At 41.6% G+C, this 26,896-nt stretch carries 22 protein-coding genes and 1 pseudogene; 17 read left to right on the top strand and 6 right to left on the bottom strand.

Going from position 1 to position 26,896, the window contains the following annotated elements:
• Positions 1 to 319 precede the first annotated feature (319 nt).
• From V7K97_RS24965 to V7K97_RS24920, 10 genes are all read left to right on the top strand, one after another.
• A complete protein-coding gene (locus tag V7K97_RS24965) occupies positions 320 to 529 on the top strand; it encodes a hypothetical protein (protein ID WP_334803671.1) in 210 nt (69 codons plus the stop codon).
• 77 nt (positions 530 to 606) lie between these two features.
• On the top strand, positions 607 to 1,170 hold the full coding sequence (locus V7K97_RS24960; protein WP_334803670.1) for a TetR/AcrR family transcriptional regulator: 564 nt from the start codon (positions 607 to 609) through the stop codon (positions 1,168 to 1,170).
• Between the two features lie 886 nt (positions 1,171 to 2,056).
• The gene (locus V7K97_RS24955) at positions 2,057 to 3,193 is read left to right on the top strand and encodes a cytochrome P450 (RefSeq protein ID WP_334803669.1); all 1,137 of its coding nucleotides are present in this window, start codon (positions 2,057 to 2,059) and stop codon (positions 3,191 to 3,193) included.
• Positions 3,194 to 3,397: 204 nt separating this feature from the next.
• Positions 3,398 to 4,330, top strand: coding sequence for an SDR family NAD(P)-dependent oxidoreductase (locus V7K97_RS24950; RefSeq protein ID WP_334803668.1), 933 nt, complete (start codon positions 3,398 to 3,400; stop codon positions 4,328 to 4,330).
• 463 nt (positions 4,331 to 4,793) lie between these two features.
• Positions 4,794 to 6,104 carry a M16 family metallopeptidase gene (locus tag V7K97_RS24945; RefSeq protein ID WP_334803667.1) on the top strand — a complete coding sequence of 437 codons (1,311 nt, stop codon included), beginning with the start codon at positions 4,794 to 4,796 and terminating at the stop codon, positions 6,102 to 6,104.
• Positions 6,105 to 6,166: 62 nt separating this feature from the next.
• A complete protein-coding gene (locus V7K97_RS24940) occupies positions 6,167 to 6,532 on the top strand; it encodes a Lin0512 family protein (RefSeq protein ID WP_334803696.1) in 366 nt (121 codons plus the stop codon).
• Between the two features lie 79 nt (positions 6,533 to 6,611).
• Positions 6,612 to 7,406 carry a DUF3598 family protein gene (locus tag V7K97_RS24935; RefSeq protein WP_334803666.1) on the top strand — a complete coding sequence of 265 codons (795 nt, stop codon included), beginning with the start codon at positions 6,612 to 6,614 and terminating at the stop codon, positions 7,404 to 7,406.
• 125 nt (positions 7,407 to 7,531) lie between these two features.
• A complete protein-coding gene (locus tag V7K97_RS24930; protein ID WP_334803665.1) occupies positions 7,532 to 8,887 on the top strand; it encodes an aromatic ring-hydroxylating dioxygenase subunit alpha in 1,356 nt (451 codons plus the stop codon).
• Positions 8,888 to 9,243: 356 nt separating this feature from the next.
• Entirely contained in the window at positions 9,244 to 9,582 is a 339-nt protein-coding gene (locus tag V7K97_RS24925) for a hypothetical protein (RefSeq protein WP_334803664.1), read from the top strand.
• 229 nt (positions 9,583 to 9,811) lie between these two features.
• Entirely contained in the window at positions 9,812 to 10,996 is a 1,185-nt protein-coding gene (locus V7K97_RS24920; protein ID WP_334803663.1) for an AbrB family transcriptional regulator, read from the top strand.
• Between the two features lie 111 nt (positions 10,997 to 11,107).
• On the opposite strand, the gene V7K97_RS24915 is transcribed toward V7K97_RS24920, so the two are convergent.
• From V7K97_RS24915 to glsA, 4 genes and pseudogenes are all read right to left on the bottom strand, one after another.
• Complete coding sequence (locus V7K97_RS24915; protein ID WP_334803662.1) at positions 11,108 to 11,944, bottom strand: SDR family oxidoreductase; 837 nt, start codon at positions 11,942 to 11,944, stop codon at positions 11,108 to 11,110.
• A gap of 445 nt (positions 11,945 to 12,389) precedes the next feature.
• Complete coding sequence (locus V7K97_RS24910; protein ID WP_334803661.1) at positions 12,390 to 13,175, bottom strand: DUF3598 family protein; 786 nt, start codon at positions 13,173 to 13,175, stop codon at positions 12,390 to 12,392.
• A gap of 35 nt (positions 13,176 to 13,210) precedes the next feature.
• Positions 13,211 to 14,284 (bottom strand): class I SAM-dependent methyltransferase, encoded by a 1,074-nt coding sequence (locus V7K97_RS24905; protein ID WP_334803660.1) that lies wholly within the window; start codon positions 14,282 to 14,284, stop codon positions 13,211 to 13,213.
• Between the two features lie 351 nt (positions 14,285 to 14,635).
• Positions 14,636 to 15,622: pseudogene (glsA, locus tag V7K97_RS24900) on the bottom strand (glutaminase A).
• Positions 15,623 to 16,517: 895 nt separating this feature from the next.
• Here glsA and V7K97_RS24895 point away from each other — a divergent pair.
• The 3 genes from V7K97_RS24895 (at position 16,518) to V7K97_RS24885 (ending at position 20,530) form a co-directional block, all read left to right on the top strand.
• Entirely contained in the window at positions 16,518 to 17,624 is a 1,107-nt protein-coding gene (locus V7K97_RS24895; protein ID WP_334803659.1) for a septal ring lytic transglycosylase RlpA family protein, read from the top strand.
• A gap of 196 nt (positions 17,625 to 17,820) precedes the next feature.
• Positions 17,821 to 19,428: a bifunctional pantoate--beta-alanine ligase/(d)CMP kinase gene (locus V7K97_RS24890; protein ID WP_334803658.1), complete on the top strand. Its 1,608-nt coding sequence runs from the start codon at positions 17,821 to 17,823 to the stop codon at positions 19,426 to 19,428.
• Positions 19,429 to 19,927: 499 nt separating this feature from the next.
• Positions 19,928 to 20,530, top strand: a complete 603-nt coding sequence (locus tag V7K97_RS24885) for a superoxide dismutase (RefSeq protein WP_334803657.1) — start codon at positions 19,928 to 19,930, stop codon at positions 20,528 to 20,530.
• Positions 20,531 to 20,800: 270 nt separating this feature from the next.
• Here V7K97_RS24885 and V7K97_RS24880 read toward each other — a convergent pair whose 3' ends face one another.
• Positions 20,801 to 21,127 (bottom strand): Tn3 family transposase, encoded by a 327-nt coding sequence (locus V7K97_RS24880; protein ID WP_442936904.1) that lies wholly within the window; start codon positions 21,125 to 21,127, stop codon positions 20,801 to 20,803.
• A gap of 123 nt (positions 21,128 to 21,250) precedes the next feature.
• Between V7K97_RS24880 and V7K97_RS24875 the strand changes: the two genes are divergently transcribed.
• From V7K97_RS24875 to V7K97_RS24860, 4 genes are all read left to right on the top strand, one after another.
• The gene (locus V7K97_RS24875; protein ID WP_334803656.1) at positions 21,251 to 21,724 is read left to right on the top strand and encodes a hypothetical protein; all 474 of its coding nucleotides are present in this window, start codon (positions 21,251 to 21,253) and stop codon (positions 21,722 to 21,724) included.
• 429 nt (positions 21,725 to 22,153) lie between these two features.
• Positions 22,154 to 22,360 carry a hypothetical protein gene (locus V7K97_RS24870; protein WP_334803655.1) on the top strand — a complete coding sequence of 69 codons (207 nt, stop codon included), beginning with the start codon at positions 22,154 to 22,156 and terminating at the stop codon, positions 22,358 to 22,360.
• Between the two features lie 77 nt (positions 22,361 to 22,437).
• Positions 22,438 to 23,574: an AIR synthase related protein gene (locus tag V7K97_RS24865; RefSeq protein WP_334803654.1), complete on the top strand. Its 1,137-nt coding sequence runs from the start codon at positions 22,438 to 22,440 to the stop codon at positions 23,572 to 23,574.
• A 472-nt stretch (positions 23,575 to 24,046) separates the two neighbouring features.
• Complete coding sequence (locus tag V7K97_RS24860) at positions 24,047 to 24,733, top strand: PHP domain-containing protein (protein ID WP_334803653.1); 687 nt, start codon at positions 24,047 to 24,049, stop codon at positions 24,731 to 24,733.
• A gap of 818 nt (positions 24,734 to 25,551) precedes the next feature.
• Here the strand turns inward: V7K97_RS24860 and V7K97_RS24855 are convergent.
• A complete protein-coding gene (locus V7K97_RS24855) occupies positions 25,552 to 26,868 on the bottom strand; it encodes a calcium-binding protein (RefSeq protein WP_334803652.1) in 1,317 nt (438 codons plus the stop codon).
• Between the last annotated feature and the right edge of the window lie 28 nt (positions 26,869 to 26,896).

The raw sequence follows: 26,896 nt of genomic DNA, 5'->3' as shown, positions 1-26,896 counted from the left end.
TGATATTTATCTTTACAATCTTCAATATTACTACTCATAAGTAGGGAGTTCCAAGAAAATAGCCAAATAAACGAACCACAGAGGCGCAGAGAACACAGAGAGAGGATAAATAGAGAGGGTTTTGTGTCCGTTTTGGGATATTTTTTTATTTGTCAGTCCCTAAGTAGGGAGTTCCAAGGAATTAATTATCCAAAATCTCAAACTAGCTAGTTGACACTTTACCGTCTGGACGGTACTATATATTTGCTGAACCGTCCAGACGGTATTTAAATAGTAGATACTTGAATCCAATCTCTATCAATCTTGGATTGAGAATATTATGTTTACCATTGCAGATCCCTTTGCTAATCAAACTGCTTTCAGTTCCCATAGCAATTTGCTGCTGTCTCAAAATTTTCAGCTTCGACGTGCTACGGATTTGTTGGATGAAACTTTATACAGTATGATTGCATCCCACCGATTTTCAAACAGAGCAAGTATACCCAATAAATTTAATTATAGCCTTGCTGCCCCACAGATAAAGCAATGAGAGAAAATATTGACAATCTCGTTGCCAGATAAACTGTGTTCACCGGACAATTTATCTAGTTCCATCATTCAAGCTCTATGACTGCTACCAAAAAAACAAAATCTACGTCTGTCACCCGTAATGCATTGCTAGAAGCAGCAGGGCGAGTGATGGTAGCACATGGTTCAAAAGCATTAACGTTGGAGGCAGTTGCCCGCGAAGCAGGTGTCAGTAAAGGTGGATTACTTTACCACTTTCCCAACAAAGAAGCCTTGATTGCTGGGATGTTGCAACAGCTAATTGATCAAAAGGCAGTATTACTAAAGCATGAATTAGAGCAAGATGATGCACCAAATACACCAGGACATTGGCTCAGAGCCTATATCCGGTCACATGGAAAGTTTGATGGTCACTCTAGTGCAATTCAATTCAGTTTGCTAGCAGCAGTTGCTGAAAATCCAGAATTACTGAAGCCAGCTCAAGAAAACTTTGCTGATTGGCAACGGCAAATTGAAGCAAGTGGACTCGATCCAGCGATCGCAACTGTGATTTATCTAGCGATCAATGGTCTATCCTTTGTCCACCTCTTTGGTCTTGGAGTCCCGGAGGAGTCTTTGCAAAAGCAGGTAATTGAAACTCTGCTGAAACTAGCGCGAGAGTAATTCGTAATTAAGACAGTTTTAAAAAGGCTTGATTTGGGCGCTTTCCTAAGAAGTTGTTTGAAAAGTTCTTGTGATACTAATCGAATGATTACCCCCCTTAATCCCCCCTTATAAAGCAGGGCTGATTCATTCCCTAAAAGGCTCTGATTTACAAGCGTTTCAAGCAAAAAAGTCAGGTGACTAAAAAATCTGATTGGGCGAGAAAATCGCGTAGGCGTAGCCCGTCGTAGACATCGCACTGAAATTTACTCGTTGAGGTGGTATCTTTTCGATAACCAAATCAAGCAAATTTCTGACTTATACTATTGACAAAATCTCTAAGAGATCGAATGAAACAGCCCTGCCTTATAAAGGGGGGAAACAAGGAAATCCGGTATAAAGGGGGGAAACAAGGAAATCCGGTTCCCTCCCCTTTATAAGGCAGGGCTGATTCATTCCCTAAAAGACCTTAATTTACAAGCGTATCAGTCAAAAAAATCAGGTTTTTAAACACTCTAATTGGGTCAAAAACCAGGCGATCGCACTTAAATTTACCGATTGAAACAGTAATTTTTCGATTACCAACTCACTAAATTTTCTGGTTGATACTCTTGACAAAATTCTGATCTGAACGAATGAAACAGCCCTGCTTTATAAGGGGAGGGTTAGGGTGGGGTAAAAGAATATTTGATACATCAATCATGACTTTTCAAACATCCTCTAAGAGGGTGTTTGTGTCTAGAGATTTTTGTCATAGCTGTGTTGATTACATCTGGAGTCAGCGCGATTGCTCTACCCCTGACTCCGTAATTACACAACAGATTTTTCATAGTCGATGATGTGCCAAATGGTAACAGCATCTGGCTCAGTTCAACCTGCAATTTTTTACACAATAAAGGAGATTTTTATGACTGCCGTTTTACAATTCTTACCGAGCGATTCACAATTCCTACTCAGTCCTTTTTCTTGGTTAGCTAAAATGCGTCGAGAAGCACCTGTTTTCTACGACACAGAGCATCAATGTTGGATGGTGTTTCGCTATGACGATGTGGCACGGGTATTAAGCGAATGGAAAACCTTTTCATCTAAAGTGCCGCAACCCCCCGAACAAAAAGATTTAACTCAGTCTTTAGCCTCCACCGATCCGCCTAAACATAAATCACTGCGCTCAATAGTACAGAAGGTATTTACTGAAAATCGAGTTGAAGCATTGGCTCCTCGGATTACCGAACTTACTCACGAGTTGTTGGAGCAAATGAAGCAACACAAACAGGTCGATTTAGTACATACTTTCGCAATTCCACTGCCGATAATCGTGATTGCAGAAATTCTCGGTATACCCTTTCAAGATCGGGAAGATTTCAAGCGCTGGTCAGACGGGATCATAGCTAGAGATCAAACTGCTATTAAAGATATGGCTGACTATTTCCGGCAATTACTGAATGAGCGGCAAAAGCATCCAAAGAAAGACTTAATTAGTGATTTAATTACGGCTTATGAAGGGGGAGAAAAGTTGACCGCACAGGAACTCGTTGATTTTTGCATGATCCTCTTGGTAGCTGGGAATGAGACCACAACTAACTTAATTACAAATAGCATTTGGTGTCTGCATGAGCATCCTGAGGAAAACCAACGATTACGGAATGACTTGTCTCTATTACCGACTGCAATTGAAGAAGTACTGCGTTATCGCTCCCCGATTACTCACTTACAACGATACACCCAAGTAGAAACCCAAATTGGAGACCAGATAATTCCTCAAGGGCAACTTGTGTGGCCATGGATAAGTTCTGCCAATCGAGATGAACTTAAGTTTGAGAATGGCGATCGCTTCATCATTGATCGAGAACCTAATAAACATCTTGCCTTTGGTAATGGAATTCATTTCTGTTTGGGCGCACCTTTAGCTCGACTAGAAGCTAAGATTGTGCTGAAAGCTTTGCTGGAGGAATTTCCTAACCTTCGCGTTGACTCAACCCAGACTCTTAAACCAATTCCAACACTGTTGGTGCATGGAATGGAAAGCTTGAGTGTTCTGTTATAGGAATAGTAGGGACTGTTTTCAAACTTGAAGATCCCCCCTAACCCCCTTAAAAAGGGGGGAAAAGAAACTCTAAGAGCAAGCCTTTTTAAGAGGGGTTGGGGCGATCTCCAATAAAATTGCATGGGATGCAGTAATGAATTAATTAATTCTTTTTTTGAGAATTAATTAAACGAATATTCGGTTAATTAAGTAGGAGTAAATAAAATGAAAAATCAAAAATGGAACGCAGAAAATATTCCGAGTCAAAAAGGAAGAGTAGCAATTGTAACGGGTTCGAGTAGCGGGATTGGTTATGAAACAGCGCGGGTTTTAGCTAATAAACAAGCGTCTGTAATCATTGCGGTTCGCAATTTGGACAAAGGAAACAAGGCATTGGCAAAAATTCTTCAACAGAATAAAGATGCGGACGTAAAGGTGATGGAACTTGATTTGGCGAATTTAGCATCAGTTAAAAATTTCGCTGAAAACTTTCAGAAAAATTATTTGCGTCTGGATTTACTGATTAATAATGCGGGTGTGATGATTCCGCCATATTCAAAAACGACCGACGGTTTTGAATTGCAGTTCGGCACTAATCATCTCGGACATTTTGCTTTGACGGGACAGCTTTTGCAACTTTTGATCGGCACCGAAGGCTCACGAATTGTCAATCTTTCGAGCAGCGCACATATTATGGGCAAGATAGATTTCGATGATTTGAATTGGGAAAAGAGAAGTTATGACAAATGGAAAGCCTACGGTGACAGCAAACTTGCCAGCCTTTATTTTACCTACGAACTCGACCGAAAACTAAAAGATAATGGTATCGACATAATTGTAACCGCCTCGCATCCGGGCTGGACGGCAACGGAATTGCAGAGAACTTGGGGCTTTATGGAATATCTCAGCAGCATCTTTGCTCAAGATATCACGATGGGCGCATTACCAACTCTACGGGCGGCAATCGAAGCAGACTTGAAAGGCGCGGAATTTTTCGGTCCCAATGGGTTTATGACGATGCGCGGCTATCCAATAAAAGCCGAAACGAACAAATTATCCAAAGACAAAGCGATCGCCAAAAAACTATGGGTTGTATCGGAAAAACTAACCGGTGTGAAATTTGAATTTAAGAAAAAGATTTCCTCATCTTCGCGTTGACTCAACCCAGACTCTTGAAGCAAATCCAACACTGTTGGTACATAGACTGGAAAGCTTGAGTGTTCTGTTATAGGAATAGTTGAAATGGGCGTAGGCGTAGCTCAACCCAGGCATCGCTTCTCATCATCATTGGATAGAGAGGCGATCGCTATGTAATCATCTCCAGAAAAGATTTAGATAAGCTGTCGCGCATTTAATTTGCACAATTAGGGCGCTCATGTTGCCCACCCCACAAGAGATTCATTTTTTTGAGGATGCAAATTAAAAGATTTTTAGCTTACCAATTATAGGCAGACCTAACCCCCCTTCCCTGGTAGGGAAGGGGGATTTTAAAGCCTCTCTCCGCTTCGGGGAGAGGTTTGGAGAGGGGTCTTTTTCTTTTCTGGAGATGTCTAATTACGATGCTTATTTTCAGTCGCAGATAAGATAAAGAAGTAACATCGCTCCTCACGCACAAGTAGCAATGACCTCAACCCTGCGGAAACTTCCCCGTCTCAATGCCCCAACACTGCACCAGTTGCCCAATGGTTTGACAATCATTGCCGAGCAAATGCCAGTTGAAGCCGTAAACCTCAATTTATGGATTAAAGTTGGCTCCGCCGTAGAACCTGATGCGATTAACGGCATGGCTCACTTTTTAGAACACATGATTTTTAAAGGAACAGAACGACTGGCTAGCGGCGAATTTGAACGTCGAATTGAAGAGCGGGGTGCTGTTACCAATGCCGCTACTAGCCAAGACTATACTCATTACTATATAACTACTGCCCCCAAAGATTTTGCCGAGCTTGCGCCATTACAAATAGATGTCGTATCCAATGCGAGTATTCCTGATGATGACTTTGAACGTGAGCGATTGGTAGTTTTAGAAGAAATTAGGCGTTCAGAGGATAATCCCCAACGGCGTATATTTCGGCGGGCGATGGAGACGGCCTTTGATCAGCTACCCTATCGCCGTCCGGTATTGGGGCCAGAATCGGTGATTGCCGGACTTAAACCCCAGCAGATGCGAGATTTTCATCGTAATTGGTATCAACCCCAGTCAATTACGGCTGTGGCTGTGGGCAATTTACCCGTAGAAGAATTAATTGCAACTGTTGCGGAAGGATTTACAAAAGCCACTGTACAGACGCGATTAATCGCGTCTCTCCCCAATACAGACGCGATTAATCGCATCTCTGCCCACTCTCCACTGAATCCTGAATCACCATTTACAGAAATTGTTCGTCGAGAATTTATCGATAAAAGTCTGCAACAAGCAAGGCTAGTGATGGTTTGGCGGGTTCCAGGAATGACCCAGTTAGATCGCACCTATGGACTGGATATTTTAGCAGGAATTTTGGGACATGGACGGACATCAAGACTGGTAAGGGATTTACGAGAAGAACGGGGATTAGTTTCTTCAATTTCTGTGAGCAACATGAGCAATAATTTGCAAGGGATATTTTATATTTCAGCTAAATGTGCAGTGGAAAATTTATCAGTTGTAGAAGATGCCATCGCTCAACACATTGGCAAACTACAAACAGAGTTGGTAACAGAATCAGAAATTGCCCGTATACGGCGGCGAGTAGCTAACAGATATGTTTTTGGTAACGAAACACCAAGCGATCGCTCTGGGTTGTATGGTTATTATCAGTCTTTGGTAGGAGATTTGGAACCCGCCTTTAACTACCCAGCGATCATTCAGAGCCAAGATGCAACAGACTTGATGCAAGCAGCCAAAGAGTATCTTTCTCCAGATGCTTATGGTGTAGTTTTCGTCAAGCCCTGAACTACTCACACTAGTACAGCATAAATATCAAGTCAAAGGTGCAGAACTTACCGGAGGTAGTAATGGTGCGTAAACGGTTGATTATTGAGATGGGGATGGGAATAGATCAGCATGGACAAGAACCAACAGTAGCAGCATCTAGAGCAGTACGAAATGCGATCGCTCACAATGCTTTACCTGGGGTTTGGGAAGTTGCTGGCTTAAGTCACCCCAATGAAATGATTATAGAGGTTCAGGTAGCAGTTCCATACCCAGAGCTAGTTAGAGAAGAAGAAGTATTAGCTGTATTACCATTTGGTCGAAAAACCCTCACTGTAGAATCTGGGGGGATGATCGTTCAAGGGCGGGCGATTCCTGAACTCAACGATAAAAATGACGAAATGTTGATTGCGATCGCAGCCGTTACAGTTCTGATCGAAAATGAGTAATTAAGGTCAATACCTAAAATCGTGACCTAAAATCGTGAAATGAACAAAAAGAGTTCCCTGTTCCCTTTCATTTAATAAAATGACCAATCTCCAAGAGCAACACTGGGAAAAATTATTTGCATTCCTCACCACAGAAGGACAGTCTATGTATGGTATATGGACTGTTTACTCACCAGCAAAAGAAATCATTAAGTCTTCTCAAGGTATTAGAAATTTGCGCCCCAATGCCGATAAAACGGTAATTACTCACACAAATCAGTTTCCTTCACCAGACGGGACTACGCTAGAAAAACAATGGCAAATTCACAAGGAAACTTGTAATCAGCCTGATGGATTATTGCATCCAGCAGACCCATCTAAAAGGGCATTAGCTCTTGTTGATTATGGTTCCAGTACTTGGCTTACCAGAAAACTGGAATCGGGAAGTAGTTTCTCCGTTGAGTTATTTTTAAAGCATCAAGATTGGAATACTAGCATAGGTAGTATATATACAGAAAATGGTGATTTAGAGAAAATTCTACATCTACGCGAACATTTAAATAGTTTTCCTGACAGCAGAACAAGTGAGGAAATAACCAGTCTATCAGGAAGTTGGATGGGCACAAAAGAATCTATTACCTCTGATTTAAAAGTTTCTGATCCAGAAGAAATTAGCGAGATGATTTTAGACCCGACTAATGGCAAAAATGAAACTTTTCACTTACCCGATAGTGTAGTTTTAAATATTCCTAAAAAGTTGCCTGTGGGAGAAGAATTTGAGATAGTAGCTGGGAAGTTATTTGCAGAAAACGAGTATAAACGCCTTACGGCTAAATACGATGATTCAGGTGCATTCACATTGTTGATTTCTGAAGTGTTTCGCTTGCAAGATTAGCAGATGAAACAGTTGGCTGATCATTACCAGGTTTTACATTTGTGAAAATTTCAGAAACATTCTATCTCTGGGATTAAGCATTTGCTAATACAAAGGTCTAAAATAATAGAAAAATTGCGAAACCTATGTCATTAGAAACAGAGATTTTACAAGCTACGCCAACAACTTCTGCCTTTGAGACACCTGAGAATAAGCAAGAATTTAACTGGAGACAATCTTGGTATCCTGTCTGTTTTCTCAAAGATTTTCCCACAAATCATCCTTATACTTTTTCGTTGTACGATGAACCTTTCGTTTTGTTTAAAGACCAAAATGGACAGCTTATCTGTTTAACAGATCGTTGTCCTCACCGTGCCGCGAGACTTTCTGATGGACAAATTATTGACGGTAAAATAGAATGCTCATACCACGGTTGGCAGTTTGGCAATAATGGTCAATGTCTACATATTCCCCAGTTACCAACCGATGCCAAAATTCCGGTAAATGCTTGCGTGTCATCCTTTAAAGTCTTGGAAAATAAAGGGATCATTTGGATGTGGGCTGGGGAAGCTGAAACGGCTATTGATGCACTAATTCCATCTCTACCAGATTGGGATAAGCCGGAATGCTTCAACTTAGATTATGTACGTGACCTACCTTACGACCAAAGTTATTTTATTGAAAACATTATTGACCCAGCTCATGTTCCAATCAGCCACGATGGGATCATGGGAAGTCGAAAAGATGCCCAAGCGCTGGAATTAGAAGTCATTGACAGCAACATTCAGGGAATTAAAGGAAGGTGGCGGCGAACACGGACACTCAATCAACCTTGGATTTCATTAGATTTTATTGCTCCTAATTTGATTCTCTACAAATTTGGTAATGAACAGCAAGGTAAGTTTGGGGGCACAGCATTGTATTCAATTCCACTAGGTAAGAATAGATGTCGGATTCTGATCAGAAGTTATGGTAACTTGTTTACCAAAAAAATTAAGCTGACGCCTCCCTGGTTAGATCACATATTACTAAGAAACAAAATATTAGAAGGTGATTTGCAATTAGTCGTTGAACAAAAAGCACAAATTGAGCGTTTGGGACAAAATCTCAAAGAGGTGTATTTACCGCTCAAAACATCTGATACTTTAGTAGTTGAGTATCGCAAGTGGCTAGATAAATTTGGGACATCTTTGCCGTTTTATCAAGGTTATTCTACCTCAAAAAATGTCGGTAGTAGCGATTTCGATCAAAAGTTGATCACCTTAGACCGATTCTCGCAACATACACTTATTTGTCATTCCTGTAATCAAGCTTATCAAGTGACAAATAGGGTCAAACAAAGTTGTATAGGGGTAGCGATCGCTCTAGCTGCTGTAGCAATACTTGCAGATGATTCTAGAATCAAAATAGCAGCAATATCGCTTTCTCTAGCAGCAGTTGCAATATCCACTACGGCACAGAGATTCAAAACTTTCTTTGAGCGTTCCTACACTCGTCACTAAGAGGTTGTTTGAAAAGTAGTTAGGTGTGATTTTAGGCACTTTTAGATCCCCCCTAACCCATGCCAGTCGCTCTACTTGGGGAGCCACTGCGTTGGGCGGCGAGCCACTCTTGTTGCACGTGGCGTGGATTTAGGGGGATCTCCAAGGGTTAGGCGTATAAAAAAACTTTTCAAACAACCTCTAAAATAGCGTCTGGGTATTGGGGGTTGGAATCTGAATTATTCCTAACACCTGATTCCTAATTTATAATCTTAGTCATGATCAAGTTAGCGGCTCTGCGCTAAAGTAAAAACATTGGGATAAAAATCTCTGGCAGTAAATTCATTACACCACTAATCTTTACCACTGCGGCGATCATGTCTCAAGAGTATAACGAATCACTTCAAATTCAGGAAATTACCAAACTAAAACCGAAACACTTTGCTGATTTAGTCAGATCAGCACAATTGGTTTTCGACCCCACAGCCGGAGTTTCGGGAAGACACATCACAGTTGACTGGGAACAATTCGGAATTCCCCATGATGTAGCGGACAATCTCAAATCACTTGGTCAACACTACCAATATGCATCTCCTCACATCCCAGTTGAAGACATTTGGAGTAAATTAACTCCAAAAACTCGTATTTGGTTCGTTGAAAATAAAGATCGGTTGTGGCAGCTTGAAGAAGCTTTCCCAGCCCTTGACGAAGATTAAACGGCTAAAGCATTGCCAGGAATACTAATTATTTGTAGGGGCACAATGATCATTGTGCCCCTGTCCTCTCTCTATAGGCAATAAGTTCGTAGTAAGGACTTTAGTCCTTGATTTGAGCGCTAAAGCGCTCACTACGAACCCAGTAAACTTGACTTGATAGACTCTAGTTATATTGTGCGATCGCGCTAGCTTGAGTACATCAGTTAAATTAATAAAAAAGCTCATATCGATGAATCAAAGTGTAAGTGGTACTCCCAGGCTGGAAGAACACACTCATGAAAATCCTGTTGTTACCAAACAACAGCTATTTACGCAGCAACTAATTGTCCTTCTCTTGGAAATGCTTCTGGCATTACCTCTGGGTTTACTCCTCGCCAACTTCCACATTGGCAGGATTGCTTGGATCTTTGGCGGAATTGCTGCCGGTACAGTAGTTCTTCAAGGATGTCGAATTTTTTATCAATATTCCCCGCAACCTAACCGCACTGCGAGAAAAGTGGGAATGGCACTTGTCGGCTTAACTGTGGGCGCTTCCAATGCCCACGCTAATCTAGCTAGTATTGCTTCTGGTATTCCTATATTTATTTTTCTTACCTTGTTTCTACTGCTGAGTGGCATCTGTATTGGTTATATTTACTCCCGCATCAGCAAAACTAACTTATTGACAGCAATGTTGGCTACAGTTCCCGGTGGTGTCGGAATTATGGCAGCGATCGCTGCCGATTACAATCAAAATGTCAGCTTGGTTGCCCTAGTTCAAGCGATTCGCGTCACCTCTGTAGTTGTTTTGATTCCCTTCATCGCTAGGGCATCAGTTGGTAATTACTATCCCCAAACACTCCCAATCAACGCTGCTTGGCTCAATCTCGATCTTTCTCAACTACCATTACTCTTGTTACTACTGCTACTTACTGGATTAGTAGTTTATCCAGCTATATTATTTAAAATTCCCGCCGGCGATTTCTTTGGGGCATTGTTGATTGGTATTGGATTTAATCCTTTGCTACATTGGCTCCCTTTTGTGGGTGATATTAGCTTTAGTCCGCCGCCTTTAATTAACTTATTGGGTCAAATGCTTCTGGGAATTACCATTGGTGAATATTGGGGAGACAAACCCAACTTTCAGAAGCGGACTGTCAGCTATGCCTTAATGTGTGTGGCCATGACCCTCATAGCTGGTGCGATCGCTGCTATACTTGCCATGCAATTAACTTCTTGGGACTGGTTAACCTGTCTCTTAGTTACAGCACCAGGAGGATCGGCAGAAATGATTCTGGTTTCCCTAGCATTGAATCATAATGTTGAAATTGTCACAACTGGTCATTTAGTGCGGTTGATTGCGATTAACAGTTCCCTACCTCTTTGGGTGTTTTTGTTTCGCCGTCTGGATGAGAAAGTTTCAGAAACAGTTTAATTCTTCCTAATCTATTTGCGATCGCAATGTTTTCAGGTTGATTTGTTGGCAGTGGCTTAGTATATGCAGCTTTCATGGAAAAGTGCGATCGCTTCAGTGCTTTTAGCCAATTCAAATTTCCGTTTCAGGGTGTATTAACTTGTATCCCAATTCCTTTAGTTTTTGATTCGATACACGTTGGTTATTTGTTTTATTTCGCGGTAACGATGCATCCCACTCAACCAGGGGAAGATGATTCATTTCGCACACACGATCAAGCATTTCGCTAATGGTGAGAGGCGTATCATTTACCACATTATATATACCTTGTAATTCGTAGGTAAGAGCAAAATTCACAGCCGATACAATATCGTCGAGATGAATCCAATTGGTAAAATACTCGCCATTTCCTGGACGGGTTGTACCAGCAAGTTTACTAAAGCGCTTGCCAATTTCTCGTCCGTAACCGTAAATTGCACCAAGACGGAGAATAGAAACTTTGAGGTTCAGACTTGACGCAGCTAACAAGATTTTTTCAGTGTCGTGCAATATCTTTGCATATTCGTTATCAAGTACAACAGATGATTCCTCATTCACCCATTCTCCATTGCGATTGCCATATACACCACAGCTACCAGTGTAGATCAGATGTTTTACCGTCGGCATTTGTTGCAATATCCCAACTAGATTTTTAGCAGTATGCAGGTAAGTTGCTTTGTAACCATCTTCATCAACTTGCTCGTTTCCAGTGGGAGCAATGGTCACAATCACCGCATCTTGGTTTTCCAAAGCTGCAAGCAAGGAGGTTTTATTATCTCCAGTTGCTACTAGCACTCGTTGTGCAACTGCTTGTAATTCTGTCACCCTTTCTAAAGTTGTTGTTGTTGCAGTAACTAAATAGCTTAAATCACTTAGTTGACGAGCAATAGCAGTACCAACATAACCACAGCCAATAATAGCGACGTTCATTATTTATTTATTTTACCTTTTAGTTTTCTTGTAAGATTGAGCAGCGATTATATCAATCTCTGCTGTAATGGACTTGCAATCAGGGCGGCCGCATCATGTCAACAAGAAGAGTTTATTCTCAATAAATCTAAAAGTAGTCGCATTAATAGCTGCTTATTGACATAGGTTTAGCGATCGCTTTGAAGCTTGGAAAATAAATCAAACGCAAAATGCTGATTTTTTCGTTGGTTCTTAACCTTGGTTGTGATCAAGAGTAATTTAGATGCGTTTGCCCTGGACTTGCAATTTAATAATGTACCAATTAGTTATAACTTTTCTGCTTTATCTCAATTATCTAATTGGTATTTTATTTCCACGCTAGTCCCTAATTACAAGAGGTTTACTGGATTTAATCATCAGGGGCAATTGACTAACGTAATAGTTTATATGTTAGTGGATCAAAAAATTAAACATTGGATATTAAGAATGTTTCTAGCGTCAGCGAAGAAAATACTCCAAATTCATCATAATTAGCAATTAGTTGAGACATTTGATAATTATTAATCAACCAATTGGCAATTAGAGAAAAGGGAGTGCCTATACTGATTGAACTGGGACAATTAACAGAAACACCGTCAGGTAAATAGTAATATTTATGCCCTTGTCTATGCCAATTAAATTGAGTTAGTATTGGTTCGGCAATCTTCAGATTGGGAGTAATAGTCATAGATATCCCTTGCCAATCACCACTAAAATCCCGTTCTGGTAATTGATTTAATTCAGTTGACCAATATTTACTAGGTAATCCATTACAATCTTCACGAATATTTGCTATATGAAATAAATTTCCGCTATCGTCGTAAACAAGACCTACACTATGCCGTAAATCTTCATATCGAAAGAATAATTCTATCCCAAAATACGAGCTTGGTTTTAACTTCGTTGTTGCCCAAGTAGCATGACCGTCAGCAAAGAAATATCCTCGCATCGTCTCGCGTGATGGGTGAAAAAGTCCATTAGATAAGCTATTTGACAGAAAATTAAATTCCCAACTCTCTTGCTTATTTTCGCCATTTGCATAAATATAAGTATTGGTTTGGGCAATTTTAGTCTTTTCTGGATTGCTTTTAAAACTTCTCAGACTTTGAAACGATTCTTTGACATCACCTTGTGGTGTATATCGCGTCCAAATTCCATGCCAATTGAACAAATGGTTAGTCAAGTAATTCCAATTTCGCTCTTTTACATCCATAATATTGTGTCCTTTGTATATTTAAAATATCCTTGTTAAAGCTTTATACCTGCAACTATTTGCCACCGTCCTAAATTATTATTCACAGGATTTTGATCGCCAATTTTAGTGACAACGGGTTTCATTCCTAACTCTTCGATTATCTTCTGTATTTGAGATAAAGGAGGGGACACGATAAAAACTTCATTGTTACACGCTGTTTGAATATCCCGAATTACCTTCGCTTCTTTGGTTTGTGGATCGAGAAATACTCCTGAATCAAAATGCATCATAACTCCTCCAGGACGAAGAAGACGAGCGCATTCACTCATCGCTTGTTTTATTGATGTGTTCGGTATTTCGTGAAGTAGCAGAAAACTTGTAACTAGGTCGAAATGTTCATTTTGAAACTCAGTATACCTAGCATCCTGTTGATAAAATTTTATTTCCCGGTTAAGTAACCTTGCATTTGCATAGGCATATCGCAGCATAGCGGCTCCAAAATCCACCCCTATTACCTCTGCATCGGGATACAAATTCTTTAGAGATATAGTATTGTGCCCTATACCACAACCCAAATCTATTATTCGTTTTGGTTTCAGCTTGGGGAATTGATTATCGATAAATTCATCCTTGACCCTTGGGACTAAGTTATCTGAAAAACTGTCAAAAGCACTATCGTTTGATAATAGATAAAGATAGTTCATGTATCTTAATCCAGCCAGGATATCTTCATTTCCTGTGTCTGATAAATAACCCCCCGGCATCCGATGAATGTCAGTCATTCGGTGTTGCTTAGATGTTCTGATCTGAGGATTGAGGTGTAAACCTGAACCGTCACCAATTGCATTTATTGCAACACTCATAATTCTTTGATAATCATGATTTATGCGGGCATCCACCACTTCCCATGCTAAGTCCTGAAAAACAGTAAATTGAGTGATAAACTCCCTTGCTTCTGTGCTTTTAAGAATTGTATGCTGAGACTCCGGGGTTTGAGAAGATACTCTTTCAAGAAGCTTCCTCATATAGGGAGCTGGCTTGATTTCAGATAACTGGCGTTCTTTCTCAGAATCACCTCCCTGTTGTGGCAAAAGCTTTTCAGCTACTATACTTGATATCTTATTCATAATGTATTTATTATACCTAGAAAACTGACTGATCTTTTAGTGTTCTGTTTTTTATGCGATATCCTTAGCTGCCTTCGGCATCGCTAGAAATTGCCAAGATCAGCCCCTGATGTCCCTGGGCCGATAATACCTATCTTGCTGTTGGAAGAAACCATCTGTGACTCTCTTGATTTAATCTTGTTTAGATGATACTTGATTGAGATATTATCTTGAACAGTAAGCCAAAAAGTTTTTTATGAAGGGCGAGCGCTAAATAGGTAAATCGAGCTTTTTTGATTTGTCTACACCACCTTAGACCAGGGAATAGGAGCAAGAATCAGCCTCCTGCATTTTTCAATCAAATTTCGCCTCTTAACCTGAACAGTCAAATAAATGTAAACCTAACCGTTGGGAAAGTTCTTCACACACCTTTACCCCCCTTACACTATTACCACGCACATCTAGCAGTGGCGAAAATACTCCAATGCCCATCTTATTGGGTACAACGGCGATAATCCCGCCACAAATACCGCTTTTCGCCGGAATCCCAATTTTATAAGCCCACTCACCTGCAAACTTGTACATTCCGCAGGTATACATCACACTCAAAATATCTTTGATGTAACGCTTATCTACCGCCCGATCTTTGGTAATCGGGTTAATACCCGTGTTAGCAAGGGTAGCCGCCATCACCGCTAAGTCTTGGCAATTCACCATCACAGCACATTGCTGGAAATAAAGATCCAGCGACTCTTCAATATTCCGGTCAATCATGCCAAAGTTGAGCATCAGATGAGCCATTGCGCGGTTACGATGCCCTGTACTCCGTTCTGAGGTAAAAACTGAAATGTCAACAAATACATCCCGGCCAATATATCGCCGAAACATATCTAGCATTCGGTTGAGGCGTTCAGTTGGGCCAGAACCTTTAATTAAACTGGTAGTAGCGATGTCTACGACGGGCTACGCCTACGCACCTGCATTTACCATTGGATTATAAGGTCGCTTCGATTGCTCATCCAAAATAATCGCGTTGAATGCATCCCCTGTCGGTTCTACGCCAACTCTAGTTAAAACGTAATCCAGTCCATGATCTTCTAAGGCAAGTCCATAAGCAAATACCTTAGAAATTGACTGAATAGTAAACATCTGCTCGTAATCCCCAACTTTGTAAACCTGACCATCTACTGTCACAATGCAAATGCTGAATAAATCCGGGTTTACCTTTGCCAGTTCGGGAATGTATTTTGCTACTGCACCCTCCTGCAATGATTTGTACTGGGAATGCAACTCGTTGAGAACAGCTTTTAATGGCGATGGTTGTATTTCTAAATCTCCTTGATCTGCTTGGTCTGTCATCAGGCTGATAGCATTTCCCAAAATATCTACTATATATAGATATAGTAAGAGCGCACATCCCTACAGTTGCAAAGATTTTTGAAAATACAGCTTGCTCTAAAAAATCATACTTGAGCAATTACTGAGGTTAAAGAAGGTATGCCGTCACTTTTGTTACACATCTAATCTGTTACACAAGCGATCGCTAAGATTTCCTAATTTTTTCATCATTAATCATAAAAAATATTAAGTTGAGTATAATCCTTTATTTGATACTCAGTAATACTGTTACTAAAAGTTATATTTATCACCAATTTCAGTCTAATTGTACGGGATAAAAGTCATTATTGATCTAAGTAGAAAAAACTTTGAAAAAGATATTAAGCTCAAACTAATTTGCATAGTTATCTCAGATGTAACTCATGTCACGACTTATTCATAGAGAAATCTAAATATTTCATTAAATAAGTGATTTTAAGTATTTATGCCGATGCTATTTAATTAAAGTTATATTACCTTCTTATAGGAAATAGCCAATACAGATGTTATCTAGAATACACGGGTAGTTGCGAGCCTTTAGAACCGATGTGAATAGGGTATCGTCATTTTGGCGTGCAATCAGCGTCAAGTTTTTTTAAGAAAATTTTGACTTGACAAAAAAAGCGTTACATAGCCAAAGCCCTCATTTGAGAAAGGTTTCACCCTTAAAACTGGAATTGGAATTTGACAAAGCTGCCAATAATTACGCTAAAACCCTGATCCCCAAGCCAAAAGGTTCATGCTAGTGTGTTGCAGTTATAAATAAAAAAATGAAAAGAACGAGTTCAAGTTTTTCCAAAGAGGAGTCACTTTTAGAAACTGACAAATCCGACGAATCATAAGACTTAAGTTCTACAGTCGCTTTAAAAATGGACGCATGAATCAAAGACATTTGTGGACTATTGTTGCCCTGTTTATGACTGTTTTGGGTATACCCTCAGTCGGTTGCACTCAAACCACCAAGGTAAATGCGCTAGCATCCCAAAAATCACCTGCCCCTAATGTGACGAAGGTGGGAGAGTATCAATCAACAGCAGGAAAACAAACCTTGGATGCTGTGATTACAGAAATTCATCCTCACAACGTTAAGGGACGTAAGGCGGCAACCCTTTTTATCCGAAATATACCCGTTCTCACCTTTTTGAGTTCTGTATCAAATACAAATCTTGAAAGTAAAAAAGTTGGTGAAGTTGGAGATGCTGGGGGCGTACAATCGTACGCCCTTATTGCTAGCAAGTCACCAGAGATAGTGAGTACTGGTAACGTAATCGGAGTGAGTAACCAGATTAACTCTGTTGACAATGATCCGGTTCAGATAGCTGGTGTAATAGCAGCCAAGATCAACCAGTTGAACCGAGAAAATGTGGACGGGAGTCAGATTACCGTAAGTTGGCAAGCAGGGGACAAATCTACAGTTGCGAATCAAGCGCAAAACAAAAGCGCCCCCCTCCAGCAAAATGGCGATCGCTATGTAATTAAAGTTAATGGCGAAGAATTGGTCGAAATCAACGAAGGTACCCAATTAGCAGGTACTACTAACAATCTAGCGCAAGATGCATTGCAAGCAACCAATCGCCTGCGGAGACTATTAGGTAATGCATCTCCCTTAAAAGAAATTGGTAATTTACCAGTGCGTCTGCCACTATCAATACCCAAACTGCCCCAAGAGATTTCCGTCGGCCCAGTGAAAATCTCTTTCAGAGGTATGGCTTCCTATTACGGCTATGATGGTTCTGGTAATCGGACTGCTAGCGGTCAGAGGTTCAATCCAGAAGGCTTGACTGCCGCCCACCGCAGCTTACCCTTTGGTACGCAAGTTCGTGTCACCAACACCCGCAATGGTCGTTCTGTGGTAGTGCGGATAAATGACCGGGGTCCATTCGTTCGGGGTCGAGTCATAGACCTGTCAGCTGGCGCGGCACGGATTTTGGGAATGATGGGCAGTGGCGTGGCACCGGTGCATATTGAAGTTTTGGGGAAATAATTTATTAGGGAGTGGGGAGTAGGGAGTAGGGAGTAGGGAGTAGGGTTTTTCCCATTCCCCATTCCCCATTCCCCAATCCCCAATCCCCACTCCCCATTCGCCATTCCCATAACAATTACCCTAGTTCAATCATCTCTTCCCTCTATTCAGATATAAACTAACGGGGGAGGGATCGATAAGAATTAGGGGTATTTTTGTGCGCCTGCTGACAACAGTCGCAGCTTTACGCTGCTATTTAACTAAACGCTGCTCAGAAAACAAGCTGATTGCGGTTACTGAGGATCTGAGACTAGATGAGATGACTGGCTGGCACCAGACGGCTGTCGGTTTGGTGCCGACAATGGGGAATTTGCATCAAGGCCATTTAAACTTGATCCAACGAGCGCGGCAAGAAAATTCTACGGTGATTGTGAGTATTTTCATCAATCCCCTGCAATTTGCTCCCAATGAGGATTATCAACGTTATCCCCGCACTTTAGAGCCAGACCAACAACTTTGCCAACAAGCTGGGGTAGATGCAATTTTTGCGCCGACTCCAGAAGAAATGGCAGTTCCCCAGAAGAGTATACAAGAATCAACGGTTACACAAGTTATCCCCCCATCTGCTATGATAACAGGCTTGTGTGGTCCTTCTCGGCTAGGTCACTTTCAGGGTGTCGCTACGATTGTGACCAAACTTTTCAACTTGGTACAGCCTGACCGTGCCTACTTTGGTCAAAAGGATGGTCAGCAACTGGCAATTATTAAACGCTTAGTCGCTGACTTAAATTTGCCAGTAGAAATTGTTGCTTGTCCAATAGTGCGGGAAGCGTCTGGTCTGGCCTTCAGTTCTCGGAATCAATATTTGTCTGCAACGGCAAAAGAGCAAGCAGCCGTGTTATATCGCGGCTTGCGACGAGCTGAAACTGCATTCATTGCAGGCGATCGCGATCGCGACAAGTTGATAGCAATGGTACAGCAAGAAGTGGCAATGGTCAGCACGATTTTACTGGAATATATTGAATTAGTTGAACCGACTACGTTAATGTCTTTAGAAAAAGTTGAGGAGGAAGGAATGTTGGCGATCGCAGCTCGTCTTGGTGCTACACGTTTGATTGACAATATCATATTGCGCGATCGCCAACCCATTATCGCCATTGATGGCCCAGCCGGGGCTGGTAAATCCACAGTGGCGCGTCAAGTGGCAGCAAATCTGAATTTAGTCTATCTAGATTCTGGAGCCATGTACCGTGCTGTCACTTGGTTAGTACTGCAAAAGGGGATTGCCATTGATGATGAGTGTGCGATCGCTGAATTAGTTAACCAGTGTAAAATTGAACTTACTCCCCATCAGGATTTGCAATCGACCGGGCGGGTTTGGATTGACGATACCGATGTTACCCAGGCAATTCGCACCATTGAGGTAACATCTCAGGTATCAGCGATCGCAGCCCAAAAGTCTGTACGTCAAGCACTGGTTAAACAACAGCAAAACTGGGGTAAAAAAGGTGGGTTAGTTGCTGAAGGACGGGACATCGGTACTCATGTATTTCCCGATGCCGAAGTGAAAATCTTCTTAACCGCTTCTGTAATTGAACGCGCCCGTCGTCGCCAGCAAGACTTTAGCAACCAAGGTCTACCCGAAGTGAGTTTAGAGCAGCTGGAACACGACATTGCCGAACGTGACTGGAAAGATAGCACTCGCAAAATTTCCCCTTTGCAAAAAGCAAGGGATGCGATTGAAGTTAAAACTGATGGTCTAAAAGTGTCTGAAGTCACGGCACAAATTGTTAACTACTACCAGCAACGTTTATCCCAGTGGTAGTTACCGTGATTTGCTGTTAGTTCTTTTAGTCTCAAAGGGTGGTGGGTGAGTGATTATTCACTTACCATCCTCAAAACTGCATTGAGAAACAAAATAGATAATTTGACTATGGGCTATCTTTTTATGATAATCAACCGTTTCTAGTAAATAAAATTGTAAATTTATTTAAACATTAAAGCATCTCGCTTTAGACTGACTTCTTACATTGCAACTAATCTTACTAAAGATAGAAGTATGAAAGCTTTAATTGTTAAATGCTAATTACTTATTGGCCTTTCGCTATGAAGTATTAGCTATTTTTATTTATAGTCATGAATTCCTAGCGATTTGACTTATCACCGAAGTACTTTGTTTTCGTCTTCACTTTGGTAGTAGAATGACGATGTTAAGTTTTATGTTTCATCATGAAATACATAAAACTGTCAAAAACAGAGCTGCTAATTTCCGAAGCTTCTGCAATAGCTTTCAACTGGAAACCGGTAAAGAGAGGATTTCACAAATGGCATTTGTACAAGAACCCCTACCCTACGACTTTAATGCTCTAGAGCCTTATGGCATGAAAGCTGAAACTTTCGAGTATCACTATGGCAAACATCACAAGGCTTATGTAGATAACCTAAACAAGCTCACTGAAGGTACAGAACTTGCTGATAAGTCTTTGGAAGAGGTAATTAAAATTTCCTTTAAAGATTCCTCGAAAGCGGGAATCTTTAATAACGCGGCTCAAGTTTGGAACCACACCTTTTTCTGGAACTCCTTGAAGCCCGCAGGTGGTGGCGCACCTACTGGTGAACTCGCAGCCAAGATTGATCAAGCTTTTGGCAGCTTCGATAAACTCAAGGAAGAGTTCTCTAATGCAGCTACAACTCAGTTTGGCAGTGGTTGGGCTTGGTTGATTGATGATGGTGGTACGCTGAAGGTGATCAAGACACCCAATGCAGAGAACCCTCTAGCTCATGGTCAGAAAGCACTCCTAACCTTAGATGTTTGGGAACACGCCTATTACATCGATTTTAGAAATGCCCGTCCTGCATACATTAAAAACTTCCTCGACCAAGTAATCAACTGGGACTTCGCTGCTGAAAACTTGGCTCATGCATAATCATATATCAGTTTTGAACTGATTATGAGAGAGGTTTTTGCTAGCTATGCTAATCGCCATTCATTTTTCCAGACTGATTCGCTTTTAGGAAGCGTTTTAGTTCCCTGGTTTTATGGAACTTAAATGCTCATTAGCTTATTCCCCGCTCTCTCCAGAGGCGGGGAATAAGCATAGTATGGCGCAGGAGAGACAAGGGACTTCCAAGGAATAAATTACTCAACAAAAATCAAAAGCCCACATTGAAACAAGAATGATGAGATAAACGGCTGGCTAAATGGTAGTTGCAGCGCTGCGATGGCGGTACGGGATGCGGTGCAGAAGAATCAAAGCAATATTGCCACACCTCCGGTGAATCGGAGCGAAAAAACGCGCTAATTCATTTTGGCGAGAATATGATACTAACTTACGCATCATCAGAGAAGCAGCGACTGTTCCTTTTGATACGGATGTAACCAGTCTGAGAATATCATTCCAGCAAGTAGCAATCAATTTGACATTTATTTTCTCACCCAAAAGTGGCGACAAAGGTGAGTTTTTATTAACACCATCAAAAATGTGCAACTTTTCAGAAGAGAAATCGCGTTGCTCTCCTCGCATCTGACTATATATAATTATTAACAATACTTGTATTAAATATCAAATAATCATATTTTTAACAGTTAAGAGTATAACAGATGCCGAAAACTGTCAAAAGTATTACAGGATAGAGGTACAAAAATAATGAAAAAGTCTATAGCATTTATCGGTACGTGTGGTTTACTAAGCAACATGATAGTTGGTGTGTTACCGACACAGGCTATTCCATTATCTCAAGGACAATGTGCATCAAACTTGGTGAGTCTCATTTCCGATAACGGCGCTCAACCAATTCCCGGCTTAAGCCTCACAGTTAATAACTACAATTATACTACCAACAATGCTATTATCCATGTCAGTGCGGACGTAGGTATAACTAATGACGCTGAAGTACGTATTTCTTACTCGATTGATGGTGGAGTTCCGCAAGAATATCAGTATGGTCCAGGTAACTTTGCCAACTATCAAGAGTATTATGCGACCCGTAGTGTAATTGCTATTATACCAATTCCAGCAGGAACCCACACCATTACACCTTACTGGCGCGTCAGTGGCTCTACTGGTAAGAATGCTGTCATCGTTGAGCGATGCATCACGGCAGAACTGAACACTCAGTAAGGTCATGCTTCTAAAATGCAGCATTTCCGAGGGCACCTGCGGAATCTGGGATAAATCAAATGAACCTAGTGGTTCGCCATACAAACTTTGCGTGGTGGCAAGCACAGGTGCAGAGGTGCAGAGGGGAAAGAACTTTTACAAACCTCTCCCCTGCTCCTGTGCCGACCTCCACCCAGAAATTTTGGGTTGGCAGACCACTAGTACAGGTCGGCGGAATTAAAAATTAAAAATCAATATAGCGTAAGCATTTAATTGATTTGGAATGGGTGGTTTATTTCCGCCGTGCTGTACTAGTAATACTCAGAAGCTCAACATCATCGATTTTTTAGTTTACAGACGCAACCTAATCTCTTGCCTTGCTTAGATTCTAATCACATAAAGAAAGACTTAAAGCTGATGAAAACGATTAGAATCAAAATATAAAAATACATGGATAGCAAAGAACTAGCGGAATACATCGAAGCAACTAATAGCATCACCAAACCTTGGCTATTGGTACAACTGCGCCTAAAGAAATTGCAAGAGCGTCGAGTTACCCTTACAAACGATGTCTACACCAAAGAATTAGAAGATATTCACAAAGACTTGATGAATTTGGGGGAATGGTGGCGCGGTATTGAAGATGAGGTATTTTAAAGTGAGGAGTTATGAACTATGAGCTATGAGTTTTCCTAACTCCTAACATCCTAACTTCTCACTGAAAACGCAATCTGATGGCTCAAGCTCTCGATCAAGTCGATTACGATACTCTCGATGCCGCAAAACGCCGCTTCATCGATGCTGCAAAACGCACACTTGGCTTTGCTAGCGCTTATGGCATTGTGCCTGCGTCAGGTCTCGGAGCAAGTGCCAACGCTTTCAGCTTCAACCTCGCTGCCTTCCTAGAGGCTGGGGCTAAAGAACTTTCTATGACACTTGTCCCCGAAGGACTGGGCACCGCAGACGATACCCGCCCTGACGACCTCTGTGAAGAAGAGCTTCGACGATTCTGGTGGAATATCGGCATCAAGATTATCTCGTGTCTGACCAACGATGCCGCAACTTCAGGTATGCAGACTATACTTCTTGGTCTCTATCTGCCGTCAAGCACTCCTGAAACAATCTTTACCCCCGCTTTTCTTGATGGATTTCTGGATGGAGTGGTTGAGGGGTGCAAACAAGTGGGGTGTGTCTATCTCTCAGGGGAAACTCCTCAACTAAAAACGAAGATGATTCCAGGGCGGCTCGACATTGCCGGCTCAGTTTTTGGGGTTATGCCGGCTGGTGTTGCTCCTATTGATAGCTCGCGTCTGGATGCCGGAAATACCATTGTTCTCGTTGAGAGTTCTGGCCCCCATGAGAATGGCTTTACCCCACTGCGAAAGCTTGCCGAGTCGCTCCCTGATGGCTACAGAACGAAACTTCCAAGTGGGCAGGAGTTTTGGGAAGCGATGAATGCTGCATCCTATCTATATACTCCCCTTGTACAGGCGGTACTTGCTGAGGGAATTCGTCCCACTGCGATGGAGAATATCACTGGACATGGCTGGCAAAAGCTGATGCGGTCGGTGAAGCCACTTCGGTACGTCATCAAAACGATGCTCCCGGTGCCGGAGATATTTACCTTTGTTGAGGGTCATCTCGAGGGCGGGGCCGAAACGATGCTTTCTGTATTCAATTATGGTGCAGGATTTGCATTCTATACAGAGTCGGAGCAGGATGCAGAGAAAATTGTCATCCTTGCAAGAGAACATCAGCTAACGGCTGTGATTGCCGGAAGGGTTGAAGCGTCCCTTAGTCGTGAGGTGGTGGTAGAATCCCTTGGGGTCACGTTGAAGGGAGATTCTTTTGGGATTGCGCGAGGGGTATAATTCACAAGCGATCGCTAGTTTTGTGAGACCTGTTATAAACTCACAGGATTTGCTTATTTGTGCGATGCCTGGGTTGGGCTACGCCTAGGCTGAATTCATTACTAGTTAGACAAAAGTTGTAATCACTGAGATAGGTAATAGTTTTTATACGCAATATAGAGTTGTATTTCCGGCTGATTATAGATAATTACTCTACTAAACCTATAGTATCTAGGTCTTTTACCACAGATAATATAAGCGTATTCACGAAAAATTGGATGTAGTTTTTAGTACTACTTAAAATCAAAGTAGTTCAAAACACCCATGACTACTGACGTTAAGATTTGCTAACGTAGTCTTAACATATTGAAAAATTTGCTGAGAAAGCTGAGAAAGTAGCAGCCAACACTAATTTTTAGTGCGGGTTATTTCTAATCTCGTAGATGTGGCGTTTTAGTGTGTTGAGAATATATATTTTTATTCAGAGGGAGTTATGGCTGTAAATTTAGCTCAGACTACTGCTTCGGCAGAACTTTTGAAGCAAGTATTCCATAACATTGATGCACATAGTTGTCCAAGGTTATTCAACTTTCACATGCACACTGTCTACTCCGATGGAAGGTTGCAGCCGAGTGGATTGATGGAGCAGGCGATCGCTATTGGACTAAAAGGGTTAGCCATCACCGATCATCATGGTATTATCGGCTATCAAGCATCACTTGCTTGGTTAGAAGATTGGAAGTGGAATAATCCTGGTGTAAGCACTCCTCACCTGTGGAGTGGCGCAGAAATCAATGCCAACCTTTTGGATACAGAAGTTCACATTTTGGCTTATGCGTTTGCACCAGAACACCCTAGTATAAAACCCTATCTGCAAAGAAGGCCGACTACAGGGCAAGAATATCAGGCAAGTAACGTAATTGCAGGGATTCATGAAGCTGGGGGATTGGCAGTTTTGGCTCATCCAGCTCGTTACAAGCGATCGCATTTTGACTTAATTCCAGCCGCATCCCAAAAGGGTATCGATGGCGTGGAAACTTTCTATGCCTACAATAACCCTAACCCCTGGCAACCCAGCGTCTTAGAATCAGAACAAGTGCAAAAGTTAGCTGATGAATACTTTCTTCTCAATACCTGTGGTACTGATACCCACGGTTTGAGTCTGCTACAACGCTTGTAAAGATGAATGCATTTTTTTAAATCTCCTGGTTCAATCTGCCAGGAGGTTATTTTTTTGGGTATTGATGAAGAGGCAAGCCTGATATCACATTTAATATCATGTCCGCATAATTAGGGCTTGCTAACCACAGTCAATACACCCCACCCCCAGCCCCTCCCCGCTCTTCGGGAGGGGAGACAAAGCATAGCTTTGGCGGGGGTGGGGTTCTTCGGGTTTAATAAGCAATCAAGCGGACATGATATAAATTGCATGATTAGGGCGCTCATGTTGCCCACCCCACAAGACTTATGTTTAATTCAGTTATGCAAATTAGATGTTTTTCAGCTTATCAACCCACATTTCGCAGGTTAGTTTGAAAATCAGGGTATTTGCTCTAAGTGACATACCTACACTGATGCTTGCATACAGTGTAGGCTTCTCAGCGACTCTTCTATGAAGACATTGACTGAAGCTCACCTTTGAATCCACGTCATGCCCTGCCGCAGATTTGAACAAGTACAAAAAGTATGTTCTTGCCTTAACCGCTAGAATTTTACCCATTCACGGAAACGATACAAAAATATCTATTCTTGAATGGAACCCCATATTCTAGATTGTCTAGGTTCAATGTACAGCCAGCATTTTCGGCTTGGTCTGTACTTACCTATAATACCATTAATCGTGGTATTTCTCTTAGGAAAATAATGAATATGGGTCATGGTTCGACACAGCAATTAACTCTATTGGCTACGCCAAAATACATTAATTACTATATCTCACCACTCCCGCGCATTCATCTCACACCCCTAAAAGTGGGTGTGAGGCTTCTGCTGATCTAACTAAACAAAGAAACTGCTGACTGCAATATTTCCCAAGGCGGGTAAAGTACCTGTTAATCCTGTTAAATTGACTAACAAATCACTACTTGCCTGAAAACCAGCAGTGCTATCGTTGATCGCCAGATAAGTTCCAGCGATCGCTCCACTTGTAACTTTGACTAAGGCTGCACCATTCACCCCTAAAGTTTGATTTCCGGCTAAGGCTCCATTAGCATCGGTAAATACCTGATTTTCTAAATTTAGTAAGGTGGTGGCAGTGCTATCAGCAGCACGGCTAAAACTGCTAGGTGTATTCGCAGCTAGTCCCCCTTGAGTAAGTAAAGCAATTTTATCTGTGCCAATGGTGAAGTCAGTAATGCGATTAGTTGATGATACTATTGATTGTCCAAACTGCAAGAAAAATACATCTGCGCCTTGGCCACCAGTTAGAGTGTCAGCACCACTAACACCACCATACAAAAGATCATCTCCATTATCGCCATTAAGAAGATTGGCTCCAGAGTTACCGATGAGGATGTCATCGAAAATCGAGCCTTTGACGTTTTCAACGTTGGAAATAACATCGTTTCCCGCACCACCACTAGCGAATCCATTTGCAAGATTTACAGTAACCCCGGAACCGACAAAACTGTACTCAACGGTATCAATGCCACCTCCACCATTGATAGTATCGTCACCCAATCCGCCTACGAAAGTTTCATTGGCATTAGAACCAGTCAGCACGTCATTAAAACGAGATCCTATCACTCGCTCAATGGAAATTAAGGTATCACTACCGCTACCACCAGTAACAACTCCGGTGGATAAATTAACATTGACTGGTGAATTAGCGTCGAAATAGACAGCAGTATCAAATCCTGCACCGCCATCAATTCTATCAGCGCCGCCAAACCCCTGAATCTGGTTATTTCCAGAGTTCCCAGTCAGTATATCGCCGAATGCTGATCCCTCGATATCTTCGACGTTGGAAATAACCGATGTGCCATAAGAAGTAATTGCCTGTCCTGTTGAGAGATTAACAATTACTCCCTCACTAAATTTTTGGAAGCTTAAGACATCAATACCCGCCCCACCATTGATGGTGTCGTTACCCTTGGAGCCGTCAAAACTATCATCACCCGCAGATCCGAGGAAACTGTCATTACCTCGATAAACATATTGACTATAGTCGTATCCTGACGTGCCGACAGTTAAAAGGCTCTGTCTTGTGGCAACGTCAATATTCAGATTTGTGTCCTGCTCTATGAGTTGGCACGTCAGTTCCGAAGGAAAATTGAGAAGTGATGGTTCCAGAATTAAAGAATCCGTTTGAACCATAGGTGAAATTGACACCTATAGCACTATA

This window comes from Nostoc sp. (assembly GCF_036917815.1).
Classification (GTDB): Bacteria; Cyanobacteriota; Cyanobacteriia; order Cyanobacteriales; family Nostocaceae; genus Nostoc.
Note: the sequence above shows the minus strand (reverse complement) of the source record. Positions and strands in the feature narration are given on the sequence as shown.